Genomic DNA, 24,949 nt, shown 5'->3' on the forward strand with positions numbered 1-24,949 from the left:
CGCCATGAAACGAGCGAGCGTTATCTCATGAAACAGCTTGTGCGAAGCCAGGGGCTCGGCGCGATCATCGGCGTTGCCGTCATGCTCGCCGCTTTCACCCTGATCGACTTTTCCGGTTGGTGGACAATCCAGACGCTCGCCAACGTCACCCAGTTCACCGCCATTCTGGCCTTCGTGGCCATCGGCCAGGCGCTGGTCATCATGACCAGGGAAATCGACCTGTCGGTCGGCTCGGTCTACGGGCTGGCGGGGGTGGCCTTCATCACGCTGGAACCGGCGCTCGGCGTGCCCGGCTCCTTTCTCGTCGCGATGGCCATGGCGGCGTTTGTGGGCGTCCTTCAGGGTGTCGCCGTCGTCAAGGGGCAGTTGCCGTCGATGATCGTCACGCTCGGCGGTCTCTTCGCCGTGCGCGGGGTGATCTACGTCTGGACGGGCGGCGCCATCCATAATTTCTCGGCCGATGCGCGCCTGCATCCGCTCACCCGGCTGTTCGGGGGCGAACTGTTGGGCATCGAGGCGGCGATCTTCTGGCTGGTCTTCGTGGCGGGGCTTCTGTCCGTCGTGCTCTGGCGCATGCCGTTCGGCAACCGCCTGCTGGCGACCGGCGGCAGCCGGGAGAGCGCGGAATCGCGCGGCGTTCGCACGGATCGCGTCAAGATATGGGCCTTCGTGCTGTGTTCGCTGCTTGCGGGCTTCGCCGGTATCCTGACGCTCTGCAACCAGCCGCAGACCCATGTCACGCTCGGGGAGAACATGGAGCTGGAGGCCATCGCCGCCGCGGTTATCGGCGGCTGTCTCCTGAGCGGGGGCCGCGGCTCGATCCTCGGCGCCATTCTCGGAGCGCTGATCGTGGTAAGCTTCCGCTACGAACTGATCGCGCTCGGTGCGCCGTCCTCCTGGTACATCACCTTCGTCGGTGCGGTCCTAATCGTGGCGGTCATCTTCAACCAGAAACTGGCCCGCTTTCTCGGCCATAGCGTGTGATGCGGGAGGACGCGTAAATGACGAACAATCAACCGCTGATCCAGGTGCGCAACCTCGATCTCTACTTCGGCGCCTTTCACGCCCTCAAGAATGTCTCGGTCGATTTCCACGCCGGCGAACTGGTCGGCCTCGTCGGCGACAATGGCGCCGGCAAGACCACGCTGATCCGCGTCCTCTGCGGCATCCATACGCCGACCTCCGGGGAGGTGTTCTTCGACGGACGGAAGATCGTGAAATTCCACCCCAAGCTCGCCATCGACCAGGGGATCGAGACGATCCAGCAGTCCGTCGGGCTTTGCGACAACCTGTCGATCGCCCGGAATTTCTATCTCGGCCGGGAACCGGTGAAGCGTTTCCTCGGCGTTCCCTTCCTGGACTTCAGCCGGATGCGGGACATGTCCACAAAGGTCATCCGGCAGTTCGGCCTGCGGGACAATGTTTCGGCCGACGACGAGGTGGAGCGCCTGTCGGGCGGCGAGCGTCAATCGGTCAAGATCGGCCGTGCGGTCGAATTCAAGAACCGCGTCGTCATCATGGACGAGCCGACGAACCACCTGTCTGTGCGCGAGCGCGAGCATGTCAACGAACTGGCCGTGCAACTGAAGGAGCAGGGCCTGCTGGTGATCTATATCACGCATGACATCTTCCAGGTGCACAAGCTCGCCGACCGCATCGTCATCATGGAGAACGGCGAGAAGGTCGCCGACGCCATGACGGATTCCATGTCGGCCGAGGAACTGGAGGAGGTCATCCGCCAGGGCGGCCGGGTCATCGAGAAGCAGGAGGCGGTCTGATGGCGCTCCAGGCTGCCAAACCCCTCATCCGCCGCCATTCCGAACTCGGCATCTTCCTGATCGGGGCGGTCCTGATCGTCATTTTCGCCACCACCTCGGAGGGGCGATGGGCCAATCTCTACAATATCGGCACCATCCTCCAGATGACGGCGACGCTCGGACTGATGAGCCTCGGGGTGGCGCTGGTCATCGGAACGGGCGAGATCGATATCTCCGTCGGTTCGACCTTCGGCATGGGCGCATTGGCCTATCTGTGGCTGGCCATGCAGATCGATCCCGTCGTCGCGGTTTTCGCAGCGCTTGCGGTCGGAGCCGCCATCGGCCTGTTCAACGGGCTGCTGGTCACCCGCAGCGGCACGCCGTCGCTCATCATCACGCTTGGAACGCTGATGATCTTCCGCGGCATCGCCATCGCGCTGACGGAAGGGTTTTCCTTCTCCATTCCCTATGCCGATCGCAAGGGCTGGGCCTATTTCCTCTTCGGAGGCGGTGAATTCCTGCGCTTCAACACGGCGCTTTACTGGCTGATCGGCGCCCTCGTCGTCCTGATGATCGTGCTGAAGGCGATGCCCTTCGGCAACCGGCTGCTTGCCGTGGGCGGATCTGCGGAAAGCGCCCATTCCCGCGGTGTCCGGGTGGATCGCGTCAAGCTCGTCACTTTCGTGATCTGCGGCATGCTGGCCGCCTTCGCCGGCGCGCTGGAGGCGGGCAAGCTCGGCTTTGCCGACGGCTCGATGGGACGGCTGATGGAGCTTCAGGCCATCGCCGCCTGCGTGCTCGGCGGTTGCCTGCTTGCCGGCGGGCGGATCTCCCTGCCCGGCGCGCTGATGGGGGCCTTCGTCCTGTCGTCCATCCAGTCCTATCTCGTGGTCACGGGAGTGCGGCCGCAATGGTTCCTCCTGATCCTCGGCCTCGTCGTCGTTATCGCGGCTTATGGCGACCGGACGCTGCGCCAATGGGCGCTCAAAAAATAAAGGATTCCGCATGTCAGTCAGAATAGCGATCATCGGCGCCGGCATCATGGGCGCCGATCATGCCCGGCTTGTCGCGGAGGATGTGCCCGGCGCCGTCCTCCAGGTCGTCTGCGACGCCTCGCCGGAGCGGGCGAAACAGGTGGCGGAGGCGCATGGCGCGGCCGATGCCGCGACCGACCCTTTCGCGACGCTCCGGCGTTCCGACGTCGACGCCATTCTCATCGCCAGCCCGGACGAGACCCATGCGCCGCTGACGCAGGCGGCGATCGCGGCGGGAAAGCCGGCCCTGTGCGAAAAGCCGCTGTCGCAGAACTCCGCGGAATGCCTCGGCGTCATCGAGGCGGAAGTCGCGCGCGGCCGCCGCTTCGTTCAGGTCGGCTTCATGCGTCGCTTCGATCCGTCCTACCGCGAAATGAAGATGGCGCTGGACGACGGTTTCCTCGGCAGCGCGATCATGATGCACAATTTCCATCGTAACGTGGAGGCGCCCCCCAGTTTTACGGGGCAGATGGCGATCACCAATTCCGCCCCGCATGAATTCGACGTGGTGCGTTTCGTGCTTGGAACGGATTACCACGCGATTTCGGTCTTTCAGCCGGCCGGTGTCGATGCCTCGCGGACCGGAGCGCCGGTCTTCATGGTTCTGGAAACGCAAGCCGGACAGCTCGTCAATATCGAGGTCAACAACAATGCCGCCTATGGCTATGACGTGCGGGGCGAACTCGTGGGGGAGAAGGGATCGGTATTCCTGAACGCGCCGGCACCGAGCCGCCACAATGCCGCCCTCATGGCGTTCGAGCGCTATGCGCCGGACTGGCGGCCGCGTTTTGCGGAAGCCTACAGGCTACAGAACAAGGCGTTCGTGAATTTTGTCCGCACCGGCCTCTTTTCGGCCATCGCCGCGGATGCCTGGGATGGCTATTGCGCCGCGGTCGCGGCCGAGGCCGGGGTCGAGGCTCTTGAGGCCGGCGGCCGTATCGATATCCGGATGGCCGAAAGGCCGTCGCTTTACCGACGTTAGGAAAAGACATGAAACTGGGTTTCGTTTCCGACAGCCTTGGCGGCGCAAGCTTTGCCGAACTTCTCGACAGCGCCGCAAGGCTCGGCGTCTGCGGTGTCGAGATCAATGCGGGCGGCTGGTCGACGGCACCGCATTTCGACCTTGCGGCGATGAAGGAGAGTGCTGCGGCGCGGCGCGCCTTTGCCGCGGCCTTCGCGGAACGCGGCCTCGAAATCGCAGCCCTCAACGCGAATGGCAATCCGCTCCATCCCACCCAGCCCGAACAGGCCGAATGCCTGAAGGATACGATCCGCATCGCCGGCGAGATGGGGATCCGGACGGTCTGCACCATGTCCGGCCTGCCGGCGGGGCGAGAAGGCGATCTCATGCCGAATTGGGTCGTTTCCTCCTGGCCGCCGGAAACGCAGGAAATCCTGCGCTACCAGTGGGAGGAAAAGCTCCTGCCGTTCTGGACCGGGATCGGCGCGCTCGCCCGGGAAAGCGGTGTCGAGCGCATCGCGATCGAACTGCACGGCAACCAATGCGTCTATAATGTGCCGTCGCTGTTGAAGCTGCGCGATGCGATCGGCCCGGTTATCGGCGCCAACCTCGATCCGTCCCACCTCTTCTGGATGGGCGCCGATCCGCTTGTCGCCGCCGAAGCGCTCGGCGGCGCCATCCATCACGTTCACGCCAAGGATACGATGCTGAACGCCCCGGTCCAGGCGACGGCCTCCCTTCTGGAAAACGGCTCGCTGACGGATATCCCCGCGCGCAGTTGGTCCTATGTCACGCTCGGTTTCGGCCACGGCGAGGAATGGTGGCGGCAATTCTGCTACCGGCTCCGCATGGCCGGCTATGACGGCTGGCTGTCGATCGAGCATGAGGACGTGCTGCTTAACAGTTTCGAAGGGCTCGAAAAGTCGGTTGCGCTCCTGAAAGGCGTGATGCCGGTCGCTGCCGGAGATTTCAGTCTTCAGGCGATCTGAGATCGGGCCTTCCTTCACAAGGTGGGGAAGGCCGTCGGCCGGTAGAAACGAGGCCGCTTGCGGGAGTTGTCATCAGGGAGTGTCCGGCATGTCGTCCCGCTCGCACGCTGAGCCGCTTCAAAGCGTCCACGAATTGAAGCAGAGGATCGTCCGGCGTCAACTCGTCTTCACCGGGCCGCAGGAACAGGTGATGCGCATGGTGCTGCATTGTCCTGCGGCGCTGGCTTTCGGCACGCTTCAATCGGTGGCCCGGTTGTGCGGCGTTTCGGCCGGCACGGTTTCCCGGCTTTCCGTCCGGGCCGGCTATAGGGGATTTGGGGACATGCGACTGGCGTTCCGCCGGCATTTGCAGCATCCGGCCCCCGGAGAGTTGCCGGGAAGCAAAAGGCTTCCCGGACGCCCCTTCAGCGATGACGCAGACCGAAGAGATAACCGATGAAGGCCGCACCGGCCAGCGTCGCCAGCGGATTGGCCTGAACGGCCTCGCGCAGGTCCTGGCGCAGCGATCGCGCCTGCGCCACAGCCAGTTGACCGGTGCCTTCCGCAAGCAGGCCGGCGGTTTCCTTCAGCCGGATCATCTCCGCCTTGAGCGCTTCAAGCTGCTCGCGTACGGCCGCTTCGGCATCGGCTTTCCCGGCTTCGTTGCCATTTGCGCCTTCTGCGAGGCCGAGCGGTTGCTTTTCGCCGGTGCTTTTTTCGTCAGCCATTATTTCTTCTCCTGGTGAACGGGATTGCAGCAAGGGAAACTTGCGGCGCGCCGCTATGTTCCCGCGGCCGTTTCAAACTGTGATCGGCCCCTCGTGGCGAGGCGATTGACTCTTGATGGCTTTAAGAACAAAAAGAGAACAATTGACCTGACCAGGAGATGCTGCCCCATGCCCGCCGCCGCCGTCAATGCCGTCGTGGCCGATCTGCGCGACCGTATCCGGCGGCTCGACGGCCGGGCGTTGCGGGGGCGGGGGGTGCTACCGTTCGAGGTGCCGGAAATCGATGCGCGGCTGCCGGAGGGCGGTCTTGCGCTGGCGGCTTTGCATGAGGTCGCGGGAGCCGCCACGCGGATGGACGACGGAGCGGCGGCCACGCTTTTTGTCGCCGGTATCGCTGCGCGCACGCGCGGAAAGGTCCTGTGGTGCCTGAGGCGGCCGGATCTTTTCGCGCCGGCGCTGGCCCAGGCGGGACTGCCGCCGGGGCGGGTCCTCTATGTGGAGGCGGAAGACGAGAAGAACCTGCTCGCCTGCTTCGAGGAGGGCCTGCGCCATGGCGGGCTGGGAGCGGTGGTGGCGGAGGTCTCCCGCCTGCCGATGGCCGCCTCGCGACGCCTGCAACTGGCGGCGGAGACCGGCGGAACGCTGGGGCTGGCGTTGCGGCTGCCGCATTCTCGCAGTGGCGTCGATCCCTATGGCCAGCCTTCCGCCGCTCTCACGCGCTGGCGGGTCTCGATGCTGCCGTCCGCAGCGCTGCCCGTTCCTGGCCTCGGGCGCGCGCGCTGGCGGCTGGAACTGGTCCGGTGCCGGGCGGGCGAGGCCGCGGAATTCGAAGTGGAGGCATCCGATGCCGAGGGTCGTATCGCTTTTTCTCCCCGGCTGGCCGATCGATCGGTTGCGGCGGGCGCTCGGCACTTCCGCGCCTCCGCCTGAGACAAGGCTGGCGCTCGTCGGGCGTGATGGCGCGCGGCGCGTCGTGACGGCGGCGAGCCGGGCGGCCGAAGCCGCCGGCGTGCGGGTCGGCATGCCGCTCGCCAAGGCCCATGCGCTGGTGCCGGATCTTTCGACCATGCCGGCGGCCCCGGCTGCCGATGCGGCGGCGCTGGAGCGGCTGGCGCTCTGGGTCCTTCAGCATTATGCGCCGATCGTCGCGCCCGATCCCCCGGACGGTCTGGTGATCGACACGACCGGCGCGGATCACCTGCACGGCGGCGAGAAGCATATGCTGTCCGGCCTCGTCAACCGGCTGGAGGCGTCCGGCATCGCCGCGCGCGCGGCCATCGCCGATAGCTGGGGTGCGGCCCACGCGCTCGCCCGTTTCCATGCGGATCCCGTTTTCGCCGCGTCACCGGGCGATGGCGGCGCGGCGGCAGATCCGCTCCCGGTCGCCGGGCTCCGGCTGGAGCCGGAAGCGGCAGGGGCCTTGCGGCTTCTCGGCTTCAGCAGGATCGGCGCGCTGCGTCTTGCGCCGCGCGCGCCGCTGGTGCTGCGCTTCGGTCCCCTCCTCGGCTGCCGGCTGGATCAGCTGGAAGGCCGCGTCGCCGAACCGGTCGATCCGTTCCGCGATCCGGAACTGGTGACGGTGCGCCGGGCGTTCGGCGAGCCGATCGGCGCGGCGGAGACGATCGCCCGCTATACGCAAAAGCTCGTCTGCGACCTGTGCCGCGCGCTTGAAAGCCGGGGGCTCGGCCTGCGCCGAGCCGACCTGCTGTTTTATCGGGTCGACAATACGTTACAGGCGATCCGTATCGGCACAGCCCGCGCCGAACGGGATGAGAAGCGTCTTGTCCGCCTCTTGTGCGACCGGATCGAAACGGTCGATCCCGGCTTCGGCATCGAGGTCATGAGCCTCACCGCAAGCCGGGCCGAACCGCTCGTCTTGCGGCAGGCGACCTGCCTGCCGGGCGAGATGGAGGACGCCGATCTCGGCGGACTGGTCGACCTGATCGCCAACCGGATCGGAGGACGACGCCTCTATCGCATGGCGCCGGTCGAAAGCGACGTACCGGAACGTTCCGTCCGGCGTGTGCCGCCCCTTGCGCCGGACGACGGCGCGACCTGGGACAGCCGCTGGCCGCGCCCGGCGCGGCTGCTTGCGCGACCAGAGGAAATCACGGTCATGGCGCTTCTGCCGGACCATCCGCCGGCGTCCTTCACCTGGCGCGGCCGGCGGCGGATCGTCAGGCGGGCGGACGGGCCGGAGCGTATCTTCGGCGAATGGTGGAAGCGGGATGCGGAGCGCGCCGCCGTGCGCGATTATTTCCACGTCGAGGATGAAGCGGGTGAGCGCTTCTGGCTCTTCCGTTCCGGTGACGAGAAGGCGGTGAGCGGCGGTCTTGGACGCTGGTTCCTGCATGGAATATTCTGATGACCGTCCGTTATGCCGAATTGCAGGTGACGTCTCATTTCTCCTTCCTGCGCGGGGCAAGCAGCCCCGCGGAACTGTTCCGGCGTGCGAAGGAACTCGGGATCGAGACGCTCGGCATCGCCGATCGCAACAGTCTTGCCGGTATCGTGCAGGCCCACCGGGCGGCGAAGGAGGCGAAAGTCCGTCTCGTCATCGGCTGCCGGCTCGATCTGGCCTGCGGCCTGTCGCTGCTCGTCTATCCATCCGACCGGGCGGCTTACGGCCGGCTCTGCCGGCTGCTTTCCATCGGCAAGATGCGGGCGGGCAAGGGCAAATGCCGCCTGGGCTGGGAGGATGTCGCAGAGTGGAACGAAGGGCTTCTGGCCGTCCTGCTGCCCGATGAGGCGGACGAGACGACGGATTTCCATCTGCGCCGGATGCGGGGCGTCTTCCGCGACCGCTGTTATCTGGCGCTGACGCTGCGGCGTCGGCCGAACGACCAGATGCGGCTGTGGCAACTGTCGGAGCTTGCCGCGTCCCACGGCGTTGCGACCGTGGTCACCAATGACGTGCTGTACCACGAGCCGGACCGTCGGCTGTTGCAGGATGTCGTCACCTGCATCCGGCACAATGTCGTCATTGATGAGGCCGGTTTCCTGCGTGAGCGCCATGCCGATCGCTACCTGAAGCCGCCGGAGGAAATGCACCGGCTGTTCTCCCGTTATCCGGAGGCGCTCGCCCGCACGCTGGAACTGGCCGGGCGCTGCCGGTTTTCGCTCGATGAACTGAAGTACCAATATCCCGAGGAGCGGCTGCATAGGACGCTGACGCCGCAGGCGGCGCTGGAGAAATATACCTGGGAAGGTGCGGCGGAGTGCTATCCGGAAGGGGTTCCGGAGATGGTGCGGGCCAAGCTCGTCAAGGAACTGGCGCTGATCGCGAAGATGGATTACGCGCCCTATTTCCTCACGGTCAACGCCATCGTGCGTCATGCCCGCTCCGTCGATATCCTCTGTCAGGGCCGGGGTTCGGCAGCCAATAGCGCCGTCTGTTATGTGCTCGGCATCACCGCCGTGCCGCCGACCGAGAACGGGCTTTTGTTCGAGCGCTTCGTCTCCGAGCAGCGCGGCGAGCCGCCCGACATCGACGTGGATTTCGAGCATGAGCGGCGCGAGGAGGTGATCCAGTGGATCTACGAGACCTACGGGCGGGATCGTGCGGCCCTCTGCGCCACCGTCATCCGCTATCGTTCGCGCGGCGCGATGCGGGATGTCGGGCGGGCGCTCGGCATGCCGGAAGACGTGCTGAAGGTCCTGTCGTCGCAGGTCTGGGGATGGTCGCGGGAAATTCCGGTTTCCCACGTCAGGGGCCTCGGCCTCAATGTGGACGATCGCCGGGTGCGATTGCTTTTCGAACTGGCGCGGCAGCTTCTCGATGCGCCGCGTCATCTTTCGCAGCATCCGGGCGGCTTCGTGCTGACGCGCGACCGGCTGGACGATCTCGTGCCCGTGGAGCCTGCCGCGATGGACCAGCGGCAGGTGATCGAATGGGACAAGGACGATATCGAATCCCTGAATTTCATGAAGGTCGATGTTCTGGCCCTCGGCATGCTCTCCTGCATGCGCCGCGCCTTCGCGCTGCTTGCGGAACATAAGAATGAGATACGGACGCTCTCCACCATCCCGAAGGAAGACGAACCCACCTATGCGATGATTTCAAAGGCCGACACGCTCGGCACCTTCCAGATCGAGAGCCGCGCGCAGATGTCCATGCTGCCGCGCCTGAAGCCGCGGGAATTCTACGATCTCGTCATCCAGGTGGCGATCGTCAGGCCCGGCCCGATCCAGGGAGACATGGTGCATCCCTATCTCCGGCGGCGACAGGGGCTGGAGACGGTGGACTATCCGAAACCGGAATTCGAAAAGGTGCTGAAAAGAACGTTCGGCGTGCCGCTGTTCCAGGAACAGGCCATGCAGGTGGCGATCGAATGCGCCAGGTTCACGCCCGGCCGGGCGGATCAGTTGCGCCGCGCCATGGCGACCTTCAAGCAGACGGGCGGGGTCGATAAATTCCGGCAGGAACTGATCGACGGCATGGTTGCGAACGGCTACGCGAAGGATTTCGCCGAGCGTATGTGCCGCCAGCTCGAAGGCTTCGGTTCCTACGGTTTCCCGGAAAGCCACGCCTATAGTTTCGCCCTTGTCGCCTATGCGTCCGCCTGGGTGAAATGCCATCATCCGGAGGTCTTCTGCGCCGCGCTGCTCAATTCGCAGCCGATGGGTTTCTATGCGCCGGCACAGATCGTTCGCGATGCGCGCGAGCATGGCGTGGAGGTGCGGCCGGTCTGCGTCAATGCCAGCCGGTGGGATTGCACGCTGGAGCCGGCGGATGAAGCGGGACATTTTGCCGTGCGGCTCGGCCTGCGGCTGGTCAGGGGGCTGAATGCGAAGGAGGCGAGCCGGCTCGTTCTGGCGCGCGAGGAGGAGCCTTTCGCTTCCGTCGACGATCTCTGGCGGCGCTCGGACCTGCCGGCCGCGACGCTGGTGAAGCTTGCCGAGGCGGACGTCTTTCTCCCGTCCTTCGGGCTTGCCCGCCGCGAGGCGATCTGGACGATCCGGGCGCTGCGTGACGAGCCGCTGCCGCTTTTCGCGGCGGCGGCACAGGCAGGAGAAGCGATGGCGGAACTGAACGAGCCGGCGGTGGCGCTCCGCCCGATGGCGGCGGGCGGAGAGGTCGTGCAGGACTATGGCCATGTCGGCCTGACGCTGCGGGACCATCCCGTGCATTTCCTGCGCGCCGGGCTTGCCCGGCGCGGCGTTCTCTCCTGCGCCGACGCGACGGGCCTGCGTGACGGACAGGCGGTGGAAACGGCGGGAGTCGTGCTGGTGCGCCAGCGCCCGGGCTCGGCCCGGGGCGTCGTCTTCGTGACGATCGAGGACGAGACCGGCATCGCCAACCTCGTGCTCTGGCGAAAGGTCTTCCTTGCCTATCGCCCCCTCGTTCTGGGGGCGCCGATGCTCGGTGTGAAAGGCCGTGTCCAGCGTGAGGGCGAGGTGGTGCATATCGTCGTACGGCATCTGACGGACCTCGGCACGGAACTGGCAAGTGTGGGGCGGCGCGGGCAGGCGGACGAAAACCTCTCCGAGGACCCGGCCGGAACGCTGACCCTGCGCACCCGTGATTTTCATTGATGGATGGCCGGTCGGGCATTGCTCTTGCCCTTTGGCCGCGCGATCATGAGTCGATCTCCGTTGCCCCGTCCGGAAAACTGGCTTACGGAGGCGGCAGTCGGGAAGGAGGGCCAGATGCAGGATCGGCAAATCGCGTCGAACGACGAGGGGCTTGAAGGAGAACGCGCCTGGCGGGTGCTCATCGTCGATCTCGTGGGCCTGCGCTTGGGGGCGGATGGCGCGCCGGATCATAGCGAGGTGCGGGCGCATGTCGAAGCGCGTGGCGGTGCGTTCCACGAAGCCGCCTTCGAAGGGCAGGCGCTGGAAAAGGGCCGGATCCATTTCTTCTACCAGCCGCATCTCGGCACCGAGGCGGATATCCTGAAGGCCGCGGGCGACGGCCGCTACGACGCGGTGATCGCTGCGGCGACCGTTATCCCCCGGGATGCGGTGTTCCCGCTTGCCGGTGTGCGGATCGGGGCCGGCACCGGCAATATGGGGTCGGTATCCTGGGGCGGCGGCAATGGCGAAGGCGGCGGCGCGGTACTGATGAATACGCCGGGGGTGAACAGCCGCGCGACGGCGCAGATGGTGCTGAAAGCCGTGCTGAAGGTCCTGCCCGAACTGCCGGTCGAAGAATTGCACCGGCGCGTCGTCGCCGGCGATTTCGACACCGGCCGCGACCTGAAGGACTATCCGGCGGCCAAGCTCGAAGGACGCCGTTTCGCCGTGCTCGGCTATGGCAACATCGGCCGCGAGGTGGCGCGGCTCGCCCGGGCCTTCGGCATGTCGGTCACGGTCCATGCCCGGCCGCCCCATCGCCCCTGGATCGAAGCGGAAGGCTTTTTCTATGCCGAGACGCCGGAGGCGGCGGCTGCCGGTGCGGATGTGTTGTCCGTCCATGTCGGTCTTGGTCGGCAGGATACCGGGACGGGACGTTACGCCAATGCGGGGATCGTCGGCGAAACGGTGCTTTCGGCGCTGCGCCCCGGAGCGGTTCTGGTGAATTACGACCGGGGCGAGGTGGTGGATACGCAGGCCCTCGACCGGGCGCTCGCCTCCGGCCGCCTGCGCCATGCCGCCATTGATGCCGATCTTTTCAAGGATGCAGCAAGCGGTGCGCTCAGCGGACCGTTGACGCCCTATATCCCGCTTGCCGAACGCTATCTCGGTCGTCTGGAACTGCTGCCCCATGCGGCGGCGGATACGGACCACCCGTCGCGCGTGGCCGGCGCCTGTCAGGCCATCGACCAGATTGAAGAACTGATCCGGCACCGGCGGGCTTTCAACGTGAAGGGCGACCTGCCGCAAGGATACACGGATGCCGGGGCCACGACCCCGCGCGGTATCGGCCGGCTGACGGCATCGCGGCTGGCTGCCAGCCTTGCCGACAAGCGCTTCACCGAGCTTCACCGCCTGACCAAGGAAATCGCCGGTATCCTCGATACGCTGTCGTCCGCCAGCCACCACGGCCGCGAACAGGCGGCGGCAGCGCAGGAAGTGGCCTATCTCGCGCGCAGCCTGCTGCGCCATCGCACATTGGTCGAGGAACTGGGGCTCGACGGGCCGGCTCAGGACGGCTGAAGGCGGCTATCCTTTCGCATCTCATGGAAACCCCGCGTTAACCATGGGCTTCCTAATCATGGGAAGACGAACAGGAAGCCCGAATCGATGTCATCCCATGCCTCGGCCCAACGCCGCCGTTCCACACACAGCTCCGCCGCTGGCGTAAACCCGGTCGTTCCCTTCCCGGTCGATCGCCGCATCGCCCATGTACGACGCTGCGCGCACGAACTCGATGCGTTGCACGGCGAGGAAGCGCGCCTCTACTGGATACGCGTTTGCCGCGAACTCGCCGAGGAACTGCGCAGGCTCGGCAGCAGCGACGCGGATTTGCGCGCCGCCGTCTTCTCCTTTCAGGACGAGGTGCAGCGGGAACTGGCCGGGCGCGGCCAGCCGGCGGCCGAGGGCGCATGAGGCCTCAGGCGCGCGGGAGAAGCGCCGTCTTCTGATCCGCCGTCAGCGGCCGTATCCGCTCGCCGCGCAGCATCAGATAGAGTTTGGCCGTTTCCTCCAGCTCCTCCGTCGCATATTGGGCCTCCCTGAGGCTCGCTCCGGCGACCACCGGGCCGTGGTTGGCGAGCAGCACCGCATGGCTGTCGCGCGCCTGTTGCGCGACGGCTTCCGCCAGCGCCGCGTCGCCCGGCGGATAATAGGGCACGAGCGGCAACCGCCCGACGCGCATCACATAATAGGCGGTCAGCGGCGGCAGGAGATCGTCCGGGTCGAGCCCGTCGATGATGCTGACGGCGACGGCGTGGGTGGAGTGCAGGTGCACCACCGCGCCCGCCGCGCCGCGTGCGCAATACATGCATTGATGCAGGAAGGCCTCCTTGGTCGGCCTGTCGCCCCCGATATGCACGCCGTCTGCTGAAAATTTCGACAGCCGCGCCGGATCGAGATTGCCGAGCGAGGCGTTGGTCGGCGTCATCAGCAATTCTCCGCTGGACAGCCGCGCGCTGATATTGCCGGTCGAACCGAACGTGAAAAGACGGTCGAACAGGGATTTCCCGACGTCGGCGATCTCGTCGCGAAGACGGGTTTCTTCGGAGAGGATGGCAGTCATTTCAACAGGTCCCAGGCTTTGAGAAAAAAGTCGGCGCCGCCGAAATTTCCGGATTTCAAGGCGAGCGCGATCGGTTGGTCCATGCCGATGCCGAGGGTCCAGGGGACGCCGGGATCGATCTCGGGGCCGATGAAGAGCGCGGGTACGCGGAGCGCTTCGACCACCGCGCCCGATGTCTCGCCGCCGGCCACGAGGAAGCGGGAAAACCCTTGCGCGCGCAGGGCTGTCGCCACCTCGGCGAGGAAGGCCTCGACAAGTGCGCCCGCCCGTTCCCGGCCGAGCGCGTTCTGCGCCTTCTGCACCTCCGCGGGATCGGCGCTGGAATAGAGAAGGGGAATGGCGTCTTTCGTCGCGATCGCCCATTCGACCGCCGCCTGCGGCGTGAGGTCGCCGCCGGCAAGCTGGAGCGGATCGATCTTCAGCGCCGGCATGCCGGCGTGAACCGCGGTGCGGATCTGTTCGCGCGTCATCTTCGAACAGGAGCCGGAGAGCACAACCGCGCGGCCTGCGAGGGCGCCGAAGGCCTTTGCGGTGGCCGGCGGAGCGAGAAGCCCCTGCCGGCGGAAATTCGCCGGTAGGCCGAGCGCGATGCCGGAGCCGCCGGTCACAAGGGGGAGGTCCGCCACTGCCGCGCCGATCGTCCGCAGGTCCTCGTCGCAAATGGCGTCGATCACCACGATGCCGTTTCCGGCAAGCCGGGCGTCCTCCAGCGCAGCATGCACCTCTTGCGGGCCGGCGGCCACGATCTCGCGCCGGATCAGCCCGACACGCCGGTGCGATTGGGCCTGCATCAGCCGCAGGAGGCTGGAATCGCGCATCGGGGTCAGGGGATGATCCTTCATCGGACTTTCTGAAAGCAGGTCGTCGCCGACGAAGAGATGGCCGTGATAGACGGTGCGTCCATTCGCCGGAAAGGACGGGCAGACGATGGTGATCTGCGTGCCGAGCGTATCGGCCAGCGCGTCCGTCACGGGACCGATATTGCCCTTTTCGGTGGAATCGAAGGTCGAGCAATATTTGAAGACGATCTGCCGGGCTCCCGCCGCCCGCAGGCGTTCAAGCGCGGCAAGCGAGAGCGAAACGGCCTCCTGCGGCGCAATGGTGCGTGATTTCAGGGCGACGACGACGGCCTCCGCGTCCCCGGCCGTGAAACCTTCCGGCGGAACGCCCACCACCTGCACCGTGCGCATTCCTTCGCGAGAAAGGGTGAGCGCGAGATCGGTCGCGCCGGTGAGATCGTCGGCTATGGCTCCCAGAAGCATGGATCGTTCTCCTTCAGGCGGTTGCGCCTTCGACGATGTCGAAGCCGGTATCGATGATCAGCGGTTCGTCGGGCCGCTTGCGTGTTTCCAGCAGCGTTTCCACCGCTTTCCGGCCGATCAGGAAGCGGTTGGAACGGATCGTGGACAGCGGCTGGGGCAGCGCTTCGCCGATCTCCAGACCGTTGAAGCCGAACAGCGCAAGCCGTTCCGGCACGCGGATCCCTTCGGCGAGGCAATGCATGGCGCCGCCGACCGCCATGTCGTCGTTGGAGAAGATGACGGCGTCGACGGCGATGTTGTCGCTCAGGAGCCGGGCCAATGCGCGCCGCCCAGCCAAAGTCGAACTCGGTCCGTCATGGCGGCACTTGGCGGTGAGCGACAGGCCCGCTTCCGACAGTCCGGCGACGATCCCCTCGTAGCGTCGGCGCGCGCGCCGGTCGGTGCTCCAGTCGTGCCCGACATAGGCGATGCGCCGATAGCCGCGCGCGAGCAGGTGGCGGGCGGTCGCCCGTCCTGCGCCGTGATGAGAAAGGCCGACCGCGATGTCGATCGGCTGGCCATCGATATCCATGAGTTCGGCGACCCGCAGGCGGTCGTCCATGAGCATCTTCCGGCTTTCCGGCGTATGGTCGAAACCGGTGGTTATCACGGCTGCCGGACGCCAGGCGAGGAGGGAGGCGAGCAACGCCTGTTCCTTTTCTGGGTCGTAGTCCGTTACGCCCACCATCGCCTGATAGGCCGTGCCGGCAAGGCCGGCATGAATGCCCCGCAGCACATCCGGAAACACGATGTTCGAAAGCGAGGGCAGCAGGACCGCGATGATGGGGGAGGACGCGGAGGCGAGCGATCCGGCGGCGCGGTTCGGTACGTAGCCGAGCTGCTCGATCGCGTCCATGACCCGCCGGCGCGTTTTTTCAGCGATCGGCCCCTTGTCGCGAACGACGCGGGAGACGGTGTTCTCGCTGACGCCGGCAAGGCGGGCCACATCCGTGAGCGTCGGATTTCCCATCTGCAATTGCTGTCTCCCCACCTGTCCGGTTACAATTTATCTCAGCGCTAACATATTTCTCTTGATCGTGGCTAGGCCCTCCAATAGGAAATATCGAGGCGCAAGATGCGCGATTGGAATCGACCGAAAAACGGGGGACGGTGATGGCCGACAGGAATGCAGTTGCCGTGATCGGACTTGGCTCCATGGGGCTGGGCATGGCCCGGTCGCTTCTTGCCGCAGGCCATGGCGTCACAGGCTTCGATGTCGATCCCGCAGCTCTCGACGGATTGGCCAAGGCCGGCGGTGCAGCGGCGGCGAACCCGGCGGAAGCCGCCCGGGCCGCCGATATCGCCGTGATCGTCGTGGTCAATGCGGCGCAGACGGAAAACGTGCTCTTCGGCCCCGACGGCATTGCCGACGTCATGCAACCGGGATCCGTCATCGTGGCCTGCGCCACCATCGCGCCCGCCGAAGCGCGCGACTTTGCGCATCGCGCCGCGGAACGGGGGCTGCTTTTCCTCGATGGGCCGATTTCCGGCGGTGCGGTCAAGGCGGCGAGCGGCGAGCTGACCTTCATGGCGTCGGGTGCGCCGGAAGCCTTCGCCAGGGCGCGTCCCGCTCTCGACGCGATGGCGGGAACCGTCTACGAACTTGGTGACCAGCCGGGTGTGGGCTCCTCCTTCAAGATCGTCAATCAGCTTCTGGCGGGCGTGCATATCGCCGCCGCCTGCGAGGCGATAACCTTCGCAAAGAGCCTCGACCTCGACATATCCCGGGTGTTCGACGTGATCACCCGCTCGGCCGGCAACAGCTGGATGTTCGAAAACCGCATTCCCCATGTGCTTTCAGGCGACTATGCGCCGCGCAGCGCCGTCTCGATCTTCACCAAGGATCTCGGCATCGTTTCCGATATCGGCCGCGCGCAGAAATTTCCGCTGCCGATCGCCAGTGCCGCGCTGCAACTCTTTTTGATGACCGAGGCGGCCGGCATGGGACGTGATGACGACAGTTCCGTGGCCCGGTTGCTGGCGCGCATCGCCGGCCTCGATCTGCCCGGCGCGACAGGGGAGGACTAGGCATGCCGCGCTTTGCCGCCAATCTCTCGATGATGTTTACCGAACATGCGTTCCTCGACCGTTTCCAGGCGGCGGCCGATGCCGGCTTCGAGGCGGTGGAATATCTCTTCCCTTACGACCATCCGGCGGAGGCGGTGGCGGAGCGATTGCGTGCGGCGGGGCTGCGTCAGGCGCTCTTCAACATGCCGCCCGGCGACTGGGCGCAGGGCGAGCGGGGCCTTGCGGCCCTTGCCGGTCGCGAGGCGGAGTTCCGCGCCTGCGTGCTGAAGGCGGTGGACTATGCCGGCGTCATCGGCACGCCGCTGTTGCATATGATGGCCGGGCTTGCCAGTGCCGCCGATCCCGGTGCGCGCCGCCGTTATGCGGAGGCGCTCGCCTTTGCGGCCGGCGAAACGGAGAAGGCCGGTATCGGCCTGGTAATCGAGCCGATCAACGCACGCGACATGCCGGGCTATTTTCTCGGTGATTTCGAGGATGCGCTCTCTTTTCTGCGCGACCTGAACCGGCCGCATGTCCGGTTGCAGTTCGATATCTATCACCGGCAAATCATGCATGGCGACGTGATCATGGCGCTGCGGGCGATGATGCCGGTTATTGGCCACGTTCAGATCGCCTCGGTGCCGGACCGGCATGAGCCGGGCACCGGCGAACTGGACGACGACCGGATATTCGCGGAACTGGATGCTCTCGGCTATGACGGTTTCGTCGGCTGCGAATACCGGCCGAAGGGACGCACCGTAGATGGGCTCGGCTGGATGCCACGGCACTGATCTGTTCCGGAACCTTCCCGCAGCCTGACGGTTGTCCTCCATGGATCGAACATGGAGGTGCATGATGACTCATGAACAGGACGAACGCGGCGCTCCTCTCAGCCGCAGCCATGATCCCGCTCGCAAGGACTATAGCGCCCGCGAGACGAGGCAAGGCTTTCTCGGCATGCCGGTCCTGAAAATTCTTCTCGTCAGCCTCGTGCTGGTGATGCTGGTCTGGGCCGTTCTGGAATGGTGGGGCAATGCGATGGCGCCCGAGGAGGGGGCCGGCGACCTCTCGCCGCCGCAGACGGCCCCCGTGGAAGAAACCATGCCTTGAGGCGTTTTATCGCAAACGGGCAATCCGGTGGCCGGATGGGAACCCTTTGCCATCTTCTCCGTTGATTCCCGATTGCGTGGAGGACGCCATGGAAACCCGTAACGCCATTCAGCTTCACTTCGACTGCCTCAGCCGCCGGGCCCTGCTTTCCTACAGCGGGAAAGACTACGTACTGCCTGATCTTTATGAGAACCGCGACGCGGCGCGCGCGGCGGCGCAGCTGTTCGCATGGGAAAGGCTCGATCTGAAATCCCGCTCCGGCCGTTCCCGCCAGCCCTCGGATATCGCAATCTGGCTGCGGTGATGCCGCCGGGCCGCGACGAGAGCAATTCCGGTGAAATGGATTTTCTCTCGTCTATTGTTTTGACCGCATTATCCGACGCCGAAGCGATCTCGCTTCGGCCGGAAATGCTTTAGCAACGGAGGAAACGAGATCATGCCCCGTGGTGATAAATCAGCCTATACGGACAAGCAGAAACGCAAGGCGGAGCATATCGCGGAGGGCTACGAGGAACGCGGTGTGCCGGAAGATGAGGCGGAGCGCCGGGCCTGGGCGACCGTCAACAAGGACAGCGGCGGCGGCAACAAATCGGGTTCCGGCCGGGGCAAGCCGGATACCCATGCCGCAGCCCGGAAGGGCGGGCGCAAGGGCGGCGCGGCCAGTGCGGCAAGGTCTGCCGCGGAGCGCTCCGCCTCCGCGAAGAAGGCTGCCGCGACGCGAAAGCGCAACGCCGAAAAAGCGCAGAGCTGACGCCCCGCCCCGCTGTCAGCTCTCCGGCTCGACAGTCAGCTTGATGCGGTCGGCCGGAAAGCGGGTCCGGGCATATTGAACCGGCACATCGGCGAGATCGGTGTTGACGGCCGTCGCGGTAAGGACGATCGCTCCCGGCGAAAGACGAAGCCTCTGCATGTCGTCGCCCTCGGCATGAACGGCGGAAATTTCCGTTGATTTGCGCAGATAGTCGGAGACGCCGAAAGCCCGGAGCGCGGCGGTGATGGAGCCGCTGCGGCGATAGGCGGCGTCGATCCCCGCAAAACGGGACGCCGGAAAGAAGCTGGTCGAGCGCGAGACCGGCCGGCCATCGGCGCTATGAACGGTTTCCAGCCGAACGCAGGCCGTACCCGGTGCGAGGGTGAGGGCATCGGTGACCGCCTGCGGCGCGGCTTCGCAGGCCGCCTCCAGAAGCAGACCTTCCAGTTCGCGCGCCTGCGCCCCGAGACCCTGCGAAAGGCGCGTACGCCGGCCGATCGGAAAGCGCAGGTGCCGGCTTCGCAGGATCCGCGTGCCGATCCCCTGCATGGGCTGGACGATATCCTCTTCGGCAAGCGAGGCAAGCGCGCTGCGCACCGTGTGTCGATTGACCCCGAAACGCGCCGCAAGGACGGTCTCCGGCGGCATCATTCCGGTTTCGTCGAAGTCCCCGTTATTGATCGCAAGGCGCATGCGGTCGGCGATCTGCCGCCAGAGCGCCACGCCGGCCTGCCGTTCCATCATGCCATTCCCCGTCCGTCACATGCTTGTAATGCTGAAGGCATAATAATGCCCACATGTTCGGTTGTCTAGATTAATAGACATCTAGGGCAATTGCGGTGAAATCCGGCTCGCCGGGATTGCTCTAATATATTGTTCTTACCGCATTATCCGACGTCGAAGCGAGATCGCTTCGGCTGGAAATGCTCCAGGAGTACGCCATGACATCGACAGGCAAGGCCGGCGATCGCCGGGACGATACCGGGGACGACGTTCGCCGCCGGGCCATGGGTTTGCTGGCCGTGGCCAGCCGGGCGGAACTCGAGGCGGCATGGAACGGCCTTGCCGGCAAGCCTGCCGCCCGGATGGTCCGCGGGCCGGAAACCGGCCTCGTGATGGTGCGCGGCCGCATCGGCGGCGGCGGTGCCGCCTTCAATCTTGGCGAAGCGACCGTCAGCCGCGCCAGCATCCGCCTCGAAGACGGCACGATCGGCCATGCCCATGCGCTCGGCGGCGATCGCGAGACGGTTCGGCTGGCGGCCATATTCGACGGGCTCTTCCAGCAGCCCGCCCACAGGGCGGACGTCGAACGTCTGCTCGACGTGGTCGCGGCGCGCCTCCGGCGCGAGGATGAGGCGCAGGCCCGACAGACGGCCGCCACGCGGGTCGATTTCTTCACCATGGTGCGGGGAGAGGATTGATGACGATCGATACGCTTGTCTTCACCGGCGGTTTCAGGGAACCGGTTTTCCAGTCGCAGTCGGTTTTCCGCACGCTCATGGACTGTATGGCGCGACCGGGAACGATCGGCCGCATCGCGCCGGCCGTTCTCCCGCCGCCGCCGCTCGGGGCGATGGCCGGGGCGGTGGCGCTGATGCTTTGCGATCAGGATACGCCCGTCTGGCTGACGCCGGGCCTCGCCGGTTCCGCGCTGCCGGCCTGGCTCGCCTTTCATGCGGGGGCCCCGGTGACGGACGATCGCCAGACCGCCCGCTTCGCCTTCATCGAGAAAGCGGCGCTGCTGCCGAGCCTTTCGCTGTTCGCGCAGGGAACCCAGGATTATCCCGACCGCTCGACGACGATCGTGGTCGAGATCGAGGCCGTCGAGGGTGGCCGTCCTTTCCGCCTTACCGGTCCCGGCATTCGTGACGAGGCGATCGTTGCGCCGCGCGGCCTGCCCGACCTCTTTGCGCAGATGTGGAGCGAGAACCGGCGGGCCTTTCCCTGCGGTGTCGATCTGGTGCTGACCGCCGGCGAGGAAATCGCCTGTCTGCCGCGCACCACCGTTGTTCATCCGTTGGAGGCCTGAGCCGATGTATGTTGCCGTCAAGGGCGGTGAAGCCGCCATCGCAAACGCCCACCGTCTTCTGGCCGACCGCCGCCGTGGCGACCGTGCGCTGCCGGCTATCGGTATCGGACAGATCGTCGCCCAGCTCGGCCTCGCCGTCGACCGGGTGATGGCGGAAGCCTCGCTTTATGACCGCTCGCTCGCGGCGCTGGCCATCAGGCAGGCGCGCGGAGACCTGATCGAGGCGATCTTCATCCTGCGCGCCTATCGCACGACGCTGCCGCGCTTCGGGTATTCCAGGCCGATCGATACGGGTGCGATGCTTGTCGAGCGCCGCGTATCGGCGACCTACAAGGATCTGCCGGGTGGCCAGCTGCTCGGGCCGACCTTCGATTACACGCATCGCCTGCTCGATCCGTCGCTGCTCGGCGATGAAGCCGTGGAAGCGCTGCCGGAACGCGAGGATACCGGCGAGCCGCTCATGCGGGTGTCCGACATTCTCGCAGGCGAGGGGCTCGTCGAGGAGGATGGCGGCTTGCCGGAGGGCCATGTCGCGGGCGACCTGACGCGCGAGCCGCTGGAATTCCCGATGCCGCGGGATCTGCGCTTGCAGGCGCTCGCCCGGGGCGATGAGGGCTTCCTGCTGGCGCTCGGCTATTCCACCCAGCGCGGTTACGCCCGCAGCCATCCCTTCGTCGGCGAGATCCGCATCGGCATGGTGGAGGTCGAGCTGGAGTTGCCGGAACTCGGCTTTGCCGTCCCGCTCGGCCGCATACAGGTCACCGAGTGCCAGATGGTCAACCAGTTCAAGGGTTCGGCGAAGACCCCGCCGCAGTTCACCCGCGGCTACGGTCTCGTCTTCGGACAGGGCGAACGCAAGGCCATGGCCATGTCGCTGGTCGACCGGGCGCTGCGCGCGGAAGAGTTCGGCGAGGATGTCGTCGCTCCGGCGCAAGACGAGGAATTCGTCATCTCCCATTCGGACAATGTGCAGGCGACCGGCTTCGTCGAGCATCTGAAGCTCCCGCATTACGTGGATTTCCAGGCCGAACTCGATCTCGTGCGGCGCATGCGGCGCGACTATGAGGCCGCACAGAATACCGATCTCCCGGAGGCGGCTGAGTGATGAACACGGCAAACCTTGCGACCTACAATTTCGCCTATCTCGACGAACAGACCAAGCGCATGATCCGCCGGGCGATCCTGAAGGCGATCGCCATTCCCGGCTACCAGGTGCCCTTCGCCTCCCGTGAAATGCCCATGCCCTACGGCTGGGGCACCGGCGGCGTGCAGGTGACGGCGGCAATCCTCGGTCCCGACGATGTGCTGAAGGTCATCGACCAGGGGGCGGACGACACCACCAACGCCGTGTCCATCCGCGCTTTCTTCCAGAAGGTCGCCAGTGTGGCGGTGACGACGAGGACGGGGGAGGCGACGATCATCCAGACACGCCATCGCATCCCCGAGGAAAAGCTGAAGCCCGGCCAGACGCTGGTCTATCAGGTGCCGATCCCCGAGCCGCTGCGCTTCCTCGAACCGCGCGAGACCGAAACGCGCAAGATGCACGCATTGGAAGAATACGGCCTGATGCATGTCAAGCTCTATGAGGATATCGCCAGGAACGGCCATATCGCCACGACCTATGCCTATCCGGTGAAGGTCGAGGGCCGCTATGTGATGGACCCGTCGCCGACGCCGAAATTCGACAATCCGAAGATGCACAGGTCCGAGGCGCTCCAGCTCTTCGGCGCGGGGCGCGAGAAACGCATCTATGCCGTGCCGCCCCATACCGAGGTCGTCAGCCTCGATTTCGAGGACCATCCCTTCGAAATTCAATCCTTCGAGAATCCATGCGCTCTTTGCGGCGCAGAGAATGTCTACCTCGACGAAGTGGTGCTCGATGACAAAGGCGGGCGCATGTTCGTCTGCTCCGACACCGATCATTGCGAGCAACGCTGTGCGAGCGGCCATCGCGGTTCTCTTGCTTATGACGGGGAGATCGTCCGATGACCGATGCGCCCCTCCTGAAGGTTCGCGACATCTCGAAATTCTACGGCGCGCGGATCGGCTGCCGCAATGTCTCCTTCGATCTCTGGCCGGGCGAGGTTCTGGCGATCGTCGGCGAATCCGGTTCCGGCAAGACGACGTTGCTCAACTGCCTTGCCACCCGCCTGTCGCCAAGCTCCGGATCTGTCGACTATCGCATGCGGGACGGAAAATTGTGCAACCTCTCCCGCATGAGCGAGGCCGAACGCCGCTTCCTGATGCGTACCGACTGGGGTTTCGTCCATCAGAACCCGGCCGATGGCCTGCGCATGGCCGTTTCGGCCGGCGCCAATGTCGGCGAGCGGCTGATGGCGGTCGGTGAGCGGCATTACGGAAATATCCGCGCGACGGCGGGCAACTGGCTCGGCCGCGTCGAGATCGGGATCGATCGCATCGACGACCAGCCGCGCGACTTCTCCGGCGGCATGCGCCAGCGCCTGCAGATCGCCCGTAACCTCGTCACCGCGCCGCGTCTCGTCTTCATGGACGAGCCGACCGGCGGTCTCGACGTGTCGGTGCAGGCGCGCCTGCTCGATCTCCTGCGCGGTCTCGTTCAGGATCTGGGCCTGTCGGCGCTGATCGTCACGCACGACCTCGCCGTGGCGCGGCTTCTTTCCCACCGGATGATGGTGATGAAGGATGGCGTCGTCATCGAACAGGGGCTGACCGACCGCGTGCTCGACGATCCCCGCGAAGCCTATACCCAGCTCCTCGTCTCCTCGATTCTCCAGGTGTGAAGGCACAGGCTCCGCAGCGGGCCAGCTTTCGGACCAGACCATGCATCGAAAGGGAAAAATGACATGGCTACTCCGCTCGTTGTTTCCGAAGTGGCGAAAAGCTTCACCATGCATCTTCGCGGCGGTGTCCGCCTGCCGGTGATGTCGAATGTCGCTTTCTCGGTGAAGGCCGGCGAATGCCTCGTGCTGGGGGGACCCTCCGGCATCGGCAAGAGTTCGCTGCTGAAGATGGTCTACGGCAATTATGGCGTCGACAGCGGCCAGATCCTCATCGATCATGACGGCAGGCTCGTCGATCTTGCAGCCGCCGATCCGCGCACCGTCCTTGCGGTCCGTCGCGTCACGCTCGGCTATGTCAGCCAGTTCCTGCGCACCGTGCCGCGGGTGGCGGCTGTCGACGTGGTCGCCGAGCCCCTGACCGCCCGCGGGATCGACGCGGCCGAGGCGGGGGCGAGGGCGCAAGAGATGCTGGCGCGTCTCAACCTGCCGCGCGAACTGTGGCAGCTGCCGCCCGCCACCTTCTCCGGCGGCGAGCAGCAACGCGTCAATATCGCACGCGGCTTCATCACCGATCACCGCATCCTGCTGCTCGACGAGCCGACCGCCTCGCTCGACGCGAAGAACCGGGCCGTCGTGGTCGGCATGATCGCGGAGAAGAAGGCGGCCGGCGTCGCCCTTCTCGGCATTTTCCATGACGAGGACGTCCGTGAAAGGGTCGCCGATCATATCGTTGACGTTTCCGCCTTCTCGCCACGAAAGGCCGCCGCATGACAAGATTGTCCGAAACGCCGCTGATCCATCCGACGGCGAATATCGTCGATTGCACGCTCGGCCGCTATACCGAGGTTTCCGAGCGTTGCCGCATCAGCGAGACCGAGCTTGGCGACTATTCCTATATCATGGAGGACGGCTCCGTCTGGTGCGCCACCATCGGCCGGTTCGCCAATATCGCCTCGTCGGTGCGCATCAACGCCACGAACCATCCGGTATGGCGGGCGACGCTGCATCATTTCACCTATCGCGCCGCCGATTACTGGGCGGATGCGGATCGCGAGGAGGAATTCTTCGCCTGGCGCCGCCGGCATCGGGTCGTCATCGGCCATGATGTTTGGATCGGCCATGGCGCGACCATCCTGCCGGGCGTGCGCGTCGGCAATGGCGCGGTGATTGGTTCGGGGGCCGTCGTCACCAGGGATGTCGAACCCTACACGATCGTCGGCGGCGTCGCCGCCCGACCCATCCGCGAGCGCTTTTCCCGCGCGATCGCCGAGCGCATGGACAGGCTTGCCTGGTGGAACTGGGACCACGCCCGGCTGCGCGCGGCGCTTGCGGATTTCCGCGCCCTCGATGCCGAGGCCTTTCTTGAGCGCCACGGCGGTTGAGGGGGCCTTGCGTCCCGCA

Annotated in this window: 26 protein-coding genes and 1 pseudogene; 22 read left to right on the forward strand and 5 right to left on the reverse strand. The window is 65.7% G+C overall.

Annotated features, from left to right (window positions below; translation table 11 throughout):
• Positions 1 to 27 precede the first annotated feature (27 nt).
• Genes KYK29_RS09810 through KYK29_RS09830 form a run of 5 tightly spaced genes read left to right on the forward strand, consistent with a single transcriptional unit; the run spans position 28 to position 4,741 of the window.
• Positions 28 to 984, forward strand: coding sequence for an ABC transporter permease (locus tag KYK29_RS09810; protein WP_254690697.1), 957 nt, complete (start codon positions 28 to 30; stop codon positions 982 to 984).
• A 17-nt stretch (positions 985 to 1,001) separates the two neighbouring features.
• Complete coding sequence (locus KYK29_RS09815) at positions 1,002 to 1,778, forward strand: ATP-binding cassette domain-containing protein (protein ID WP_254690698.1); 777 nt, start codon at positions 1,002 to 1,004, stop codon at positions 1,776 to 1,778.
• Entirely contained in the window at positions 1,778 to 2,752 is a 975-nt protein-coding gene (locus KYK29_RS09820; RefSeq protein WP_254690699.1) for an ABC transporter permease, read from the forward strand. The genes KYK29_RS09815 and KYK29_RS09820 overlap by 1 nt, the downstream gene beginning before the upstream one ends.
• Positions 2,753 to 2,762: 10 nt before the next feature.
• On the forward strand, positions 2,763 to 3,773 hold the full coding sequence (locus KYK29_RS09825; protein WP_254690700.1) for a Gfo/Idh/MocA family oxidoreductase: 1,011 nt from the start codon (positions 2,763 to 2,765) through the stop codon (positions 3,771 to 3,773).
• An 8-nt stretch (positions 3,774 to 3,781) separates the two neighbouring features.
• Positions 3,782 to 4,741: a sugar phosphate isomerase/epimerase family protein gene (locus KYK29_RS09830; RefSeq protein WP_254690701.1), complete on the forward strand. Its 960-nt coding sequence runs from the start codon at positions 3,782 to 3,784 to the stop codon at positions 4,739 to 4,741.
• A gap of 404 nt (positions 4,742 to 5,145) precedes the next feature.
• Here KYK29_RS09830 and KYK29_RS09835 read toward each other — a convergent pair whose 3' ends face one another.
• Positions 5,146 to 5,448 carry a hypothetical protein gene (locus tag KYK29_RS09835; protein WP_254690702.1) on the reverse strand — a complete coding sequence of 101 codons (303 nt, stop codon included), beginning with the start codon at positions 5,446 to 5,448 and terminating at the stop codon, positions 5,146 to 5,148.
• A gap of 168 nt (positions 5,449 to 5,616) precedes the next feature.
• On the opposite strand from KYK29_RS09835, the gene KYK29_RS09840 reads away from it, so the two are divergent.
• The 5 genes and pseudogenes from KYK29_RS09840 to KYK29_RS09860 all read left to right on the forward strand — a co-directional run bounded on the left by KYK29_RS09840 (position 5,617) and on the right by KYK29_RS09860 (position 12,939).
• Positions 5,617 to 6,378 carry an ImuA family protein gene (locus KYK29_RS09840; RefSeq protein ID WP_254690703.1) on the forward strand — a complete coding sequence of 254 codons (762 nt, stop codon included), beginning with the start codon at positions 5,617 to 5,619 and terminating at the stop codon, positions 6,376 to 6,378.
• Positions 6,293 to 7,813 (forward strand): Y-family DNA polymerase, encoded by a 1,521-nt coding sequence (locus KYK29_RS09845; protein WP_254690704.1) that lies wholly within the window; start codon positions 6,293 to 6,295, stop codon positions 7,811 to 7,813. Before KYK29_RS09840 ends, KYK29_RS09845 begins: the two co-directional genes overlap by 86 nt.
• Positions 7,810 to 10,983: an error-prone DNA polymerase gene (locus tag KYK29_RS09850; RefSeq protein ID WP_437437246.1), complete on the forward strand. Its 3,174-nt coding sequence runs from the start codon at positions 7,810 to 7,812 to the stop codon at positions 10,981 to 10,983. The genes KYK29_RS09845 and KYK29_RS09850 overlap by 4 nt, the downstream gene beginning before the upstream one ends.
• Before the next feature lie 162 nt (positions 10,984 to 11,145).
• A pseudogene (locus tag KYK29_RS09855) lies at positions 11,146 to 12,546 on the forward strand (NAD(P)-dependent oxidoreductase); the annotation flags it as partial.
• An 87-nt stretch (positions 12,547 to 12,633) separates the two neighbouring features.
• Positions 12,634 to 12,939 carry a DUF6074 family protein gene (locus KYK29_RS09860; RefSeq protein ID WP_254690706.1) on the forward strand — a complete coding sequence of 102 codons (306 nt, stop codon included), beginning with the start codon at positions 12,634 to 12,636 and terminating at the stop codon, positions 12,937 to 12,939.
• 4 nt (positions 12,940 to 12,943) lie between these two features.
• On the opposite strand, the gene otnC is transcribed toward KYK29_RS09860, so the two are convergent.
• The 3 genes from otnC to KYK29_RS09875 are packed head-to-tail and all read right to left on the reverse strand — an operon-like array spanning position 12,944 to position 15,859.
• Entirely contained in the window at positions 12,944 to 13,588 is a 645-nt protein-coding gene (gene otnC, locus KYK29_RS09865; RefSeq protein ID WP_254690707.1) for a 3-oxo-tetronate 4-phosphate decarboxylase, read from the reverse strand.
• On the reverse strand, positions 13,585 to 14,850 hold the full coding sequence (gene otnK, locus KYK29_RS09870; RefSeq protein WP_254690708.1) for a 3-oxo-tetronate kinase: 1,266 nt from the start codon (positions 14,848 to 14,850) through the stop codon (positions 13,585 to 13,587). Before otnK ends, otnC begins: the two co-directional genes overlap by 4 nt.
• Before the next feature lie 13 nt (positions 14,851 to 14,863).
• Positions 14,864 to 15,859, reverse strand: a complete 996-nt coding sequence (locus KYK29_RS09875; protein WP_254690881.1) for a LacI family DNA-binding transcriptional regulator — start codon at positions 15,857 to 15,859, stop codon at positions 14,864 to 14,866.
• 143 nt (positions 15,860 to 16,002) lie between these two features.
• Between KYK29_RS09875 and ltnD the strand changes: the two genes are divergently transcribed.
• The 5 genes from ltnD to KYK29_RS09900 all read left to right on the forward strand — a co-directional run bounded on the left by ltnD (position 16,003) and on the right by KYK29_RS09900 (position 18,757).
• Positions 16,003 to 16,917 (forward strand): L-threonate dehydrogenase, encoded by a 915-nt coding sequence (ltnD, locus tag KYK29_RS09880; protein ID WP_254690709.1) that lies wholly within the window; start codon positions 16,003 to 16,005, stop codon positions 16,915 to 16,917.
• Positions 16,918 to 16,919: 2 nt separating this feature from the next.
• Positions 16,920 to 17,687, forward strand: a complete 768-nt coding sequence (otnI, locus tag KYK29_RS09885; protein ID WP_254690710.1) for a 2-oxo-tetronate isomerase — start codon at positions 16,920 to 16,922, stop codon at positions 17,685 to 17,687.
• A gap of 61 nt (positions 17,688 to 17,748) precedes the next feature.
• Positions 17,749 to 18,006 (forward strand): hypothetical protein, encoded by a 258-nt coding sequence (locus KYK29_RS09890; RefSeq protein WP_254690711.1) that lies wholly within the window; start codon positions 17,749 to 17,751, stop codon positions 18,004 to 18,006.
• Between the two features lie 88 nt (positions 18,007 to 18,094).
• A complete protein-coding gene (locus KYK29_RS09895) occupies positions 18,095 to 18,310 on the forward strand; it encodes a hypothetical protein (protein ID WP_254690712.1) in 216 nt (71 codons plus the stop codon).
• A 132-nt stretch (positions 18,311 to 18,442) separates the two neighbouring features.
• Positions 18,443 to 18,757, forward strand: coding sequence for a plasmid stabilization protein (locus KYK29_RS09900; RefSeq protein WP_254690713.1), 315 nt, complete (start codon positions 18,443 to 18,445; stop codon positions 18,755 to 18,757).
• A 15-nt stretch (positions 18,758 to 18,772) separates the two neighbouring features.
• Here the strand turns inward: KYK29_RS09900 and phnF are convergent, their stop codons facing one another.
• On the reverse strand, positions 18,773 to 19,501 hold the full coding sequence (gene phnF, locus KYK29_RS09905; RefSeq protein WP_254690714.1) for a phosphonate metabolism transcriptional regulator PhnF: 729 nt from the start codon (positions 19,499 to 19,501) through the stop codon (positions 18,773 to 18,775).
• Between the two features lie 197 nt (positions 19,502 to 19,698).
• On the opposite strand from phnF, the gene phnG reads away from it, so the two are divergent.
• From phnG to KYK29_RS09940, 7 genes are all read left to right on the forward strand, one after another.
• Complete coding sequence (gene phnG / locus KYK29_RS09910) at positions 19,699 to 20,178, forward strand: phosphonate C-P lyase system protein PhnG (protein ID WP_254690715.1); 480 nt, start codon at positions 19,699 to 19,701, stop codon at positions 20,176 to 20,178.
• Entirely contained in the window at positions 20,178 to 20,786 is a 609-nt protein-coding gene (gene phnH / locus KYK29_RS09915) for a phosphonate C-P lyase system protein PhnH (RefSeq protein ID WP_254690716.1), read from the forward strand. Before phnG ends, phnH begins: the two co-directional genes overlap by 1 nt.
• Positions 20,787 to 20,790: 4 nt before the next feature.
• Complete coding sequence (locus KYK29_RS09920) at positions 20,791 to 21,891, forward strand: carbon-phosphorus lyase complex subunit (protein ID WP_254690717.1); 1,101 nt, start codon at positions 20,791 to 20,793, stop codon at positions 21,889 to 21,891.
• Positions 21,891 to 22,775 (forward strand): alpha-D-ribose 1-methylphosphonate 5-phosphate C-P-lyase PhnJ, encoded by an 885-nt coding sequence (locus KYK29_RS09925; RefSeq protein WP_254690718.1) that lies wholly within the window; start codon positions 21,891 to 21,893, stop codon positions 22,773 to 22,775. The genes KYK29_RS09920 and KYK29_RS09925 overlap by 1 nt, the downstream gene beginning before the upstream one ends.
• Entirely contained in the window at positions 22,772 to 23,548 is a 777-nt protein-coding gene (gene phnK / locus KYK29_RS09930; RefSeq protein ID WP_254690719.1) for a phosphonate C-P lyase system protein PhnK, read from the forward strand. Before KYK29_RS09925 ends, phnK begins: the two co-directional genes overlap by 4 nt.
• A 63-nt stretch (positions 23,549 to 23,611) precedes the next feature.
• Entirely contained in the window at positions 23,612 to 24,319 is a 708-nt protein-coding gene (phnL, locus tag KYK29_RS09935; RefSeq protein ID WP_254690720.1) for a phosphonate C-P lyase system protein PhnL, read from the forward strand.
• Entirely contained in the window at positions 24,316 to 24,930 is a 615-nt protein-coding gene (locus KYK29_RS09940; protein ID WP_254690721.1) for a DapH/DapD/GlmU-related protein, read from the forward strand. The genes phnL and KYK29_RS09940 overlap by 4 nt, the downstream gene beginning before the upstream one ends.
• The last annotated feature ends 19 nt before the right edge of the window (positions 24,931 to 24,949 follow it).

This window comes from Shinella daejeonensis (assembly GCF_024281235.1).
GTDB classification, from domain to species: domain Bacteria; phylum Pseudomonadota; class Alphaproteobacteria; order Rhizobiales; family Rhizobiaceae; genus Shinella; species Shinella daejeonensis.

Excerpts from the sequence above, each read along its gene's own strand:
- KYK29_RS09810 (WP_254690697.1), top strand. The coding sequence starts at position 28 with ATGAAACAGCTTGTGCGAAGCCAGGGGCTCGGCGCGATCATCGGCGTT.
- KYK29_RS09815 (WP_254690698.1), top strand. The coding sequence starts at position 1,002 with ATGACGAACAATCAACCGCTGATCCAGGTGCGCAACCTCGATCTCTAC.
- KYK29_RS09820 (WP_254690699.1), top strand. The coding sequence starts at position 1,778 with ATGGCGCTCCAGGCTGCCAAACCCCTCATCCGCCGCCATTCCGAACTC.
- KYK29_RS09825 (WP_254690700.1), top strand. The coding sequence starts at position 2,763 with ATGTCAGTCAGAATAGCGATCATCGGCGCCGGCATCATGGGCGCCGAT.
- KYK29_RS09830 (WP_254690701.1), top strand. The coding sequence starts at position 3,782 with ATGAAACTGGGTTTCGTTTCCGACAGCCTTGGCGGCGCAAGCTTTGCC.
- KYK29_RS09835 (WP_254690702.1), bottom strand. The coding sequence starts at position 5,448 with ATGGCTGACGAAAAAAGCACCGGCGAAAAGCAACCGCTCGGCCTCGCA.
- KYK29_RS09840 (WP_254690703.1), top strand. The coding sequence starts at position 5,617 with ATGCCCGCCGCCGCCGTCAATGCCGTCGTGGCCGATCTGCGCGACCGT.
- KYK29_RS09845 (WP_254690704.1), top strand. The coding sequence starts at position 6,293 with ATGCCGAGGGTCGTATCGCTTTTTCTCCCCGGCTGGCCGATCGATCGG.
- KYK29_RS09860 (WP_254690706.1), top strand. The coding sequence starts at position 12,634 with ATGTCATCCCATGCCTCGGCCCAACGCCGCCGTTCCACACACAGCTCC.
- otnC (WP_254690707.1), bottom strand. The coding sequence starts at position 13,588 with ATGACTGCCATCCTCTCCGAAGAAACCCGTCTTCGCGACGAGATCGCC.
- otnK (WP_254690708.1), bottom strand. The coding sequence starts at position 14,850 with ATGCTTCTGGGAGCCATAGCCGACGATCTCACCGGCGCGACCGATCTC.
- KYK29_RS09875 (WP_254690881.1), bottom strand. The coding sequence starts at position 15,859 with ATGGGAAATCCGACGCTCACGGATGTGGCCCGCCTTGCCGGCGTCAGC.
- ltnD (WP_254690709.1), top strand. The coding sequence starts at position 16,003 with ATGGCCGACAGGAATGCAGTTGCCGTGATCGGACTTGGCTCCATGGGG.
- otnI (WP_254690710.1), top strand. The coding sequence starts at position 16,920 with ATGCCGCGCTTTGCCGCCAATCTCTCGATGATGTTTACCGAACATGCG.
- KYK29_RS09890 (WP_254690711.1), top strand. The coding sequence starts at position 17,749 with ATGATGACTCATGAACAGGACGAACGCGGCGCTCCTCTCAGCCGCAGC.
- KYK29_RS09895 (WP_254690712.1), top strand. The coding sequence starts at position 18,095 with ATGGAAACCCGTAACGCCATTCAGCTTCACTTCGACTGCCTCAGCCGC.
- KYK29_RS09900 (WP_254690713.1), top strand. The coding sequence starts at position 18,443 with ATGCCCCGTGGTGATAAATCAGCCTATACGGACAAGCAGAAACGCAAG.
- phnF (WP_254690714.1), bottom strand. The coding sequence starts at position 19,501 with ATGATGGAACGGCAGGCCGGCGTGGCGCTCTGGCGGCAGATCGCCGAC.
- phnG (WP_254690715.1), top strand. The coding sequence starts at position 19,699 with ATGACATCGACAGGCAAGGCCGGCGATCGCCGGGACGATACCGGGGAC.
- phnH (WP_254690716.1), top strand. The coding sequence starts at position 20,178 with ATGACGATCGATACGCTTGTCTTCACCGGCGGTTTCAGGGAACCGGTT.
- KYK29_RS09920 (WP_254690717.1), top strand. The coding sequence starts at position 20,791 with ATGTATGTTGCCGTCAAGGGCGGTGAAGCCGCCATCGCAAACGCCCAC.
- KYK29_RS09925 (WP_254690718.1), top strand. The coding sequence starts at position 21,891 with ATGAACACGGCAAACCTTGCGACCTACAATTTCGCCTATCTCGACGAA.
- phnK (WP_254690719.1), top strand. The coding sequence starts at position 22,772 with ATGACCGATGCGCCCCTCCTGAAGGTTCGCGACATCTCGAAATTCTAC.
- phnL (WP_254690720.1), top strand. The coding sequence starts at position 23,612 with ATGGCTACTCCGCTCGTTGTTTCCGAAGTGGCGAAAAGCTTCACCATG.
- KYK29_RS09940 (WP_254690721.1), top strand. The coding sequence starts at position 24,316 with ATGACAAGATTGTCCGAAACGCCGCTGATCCATCCGACGGCGAATATC.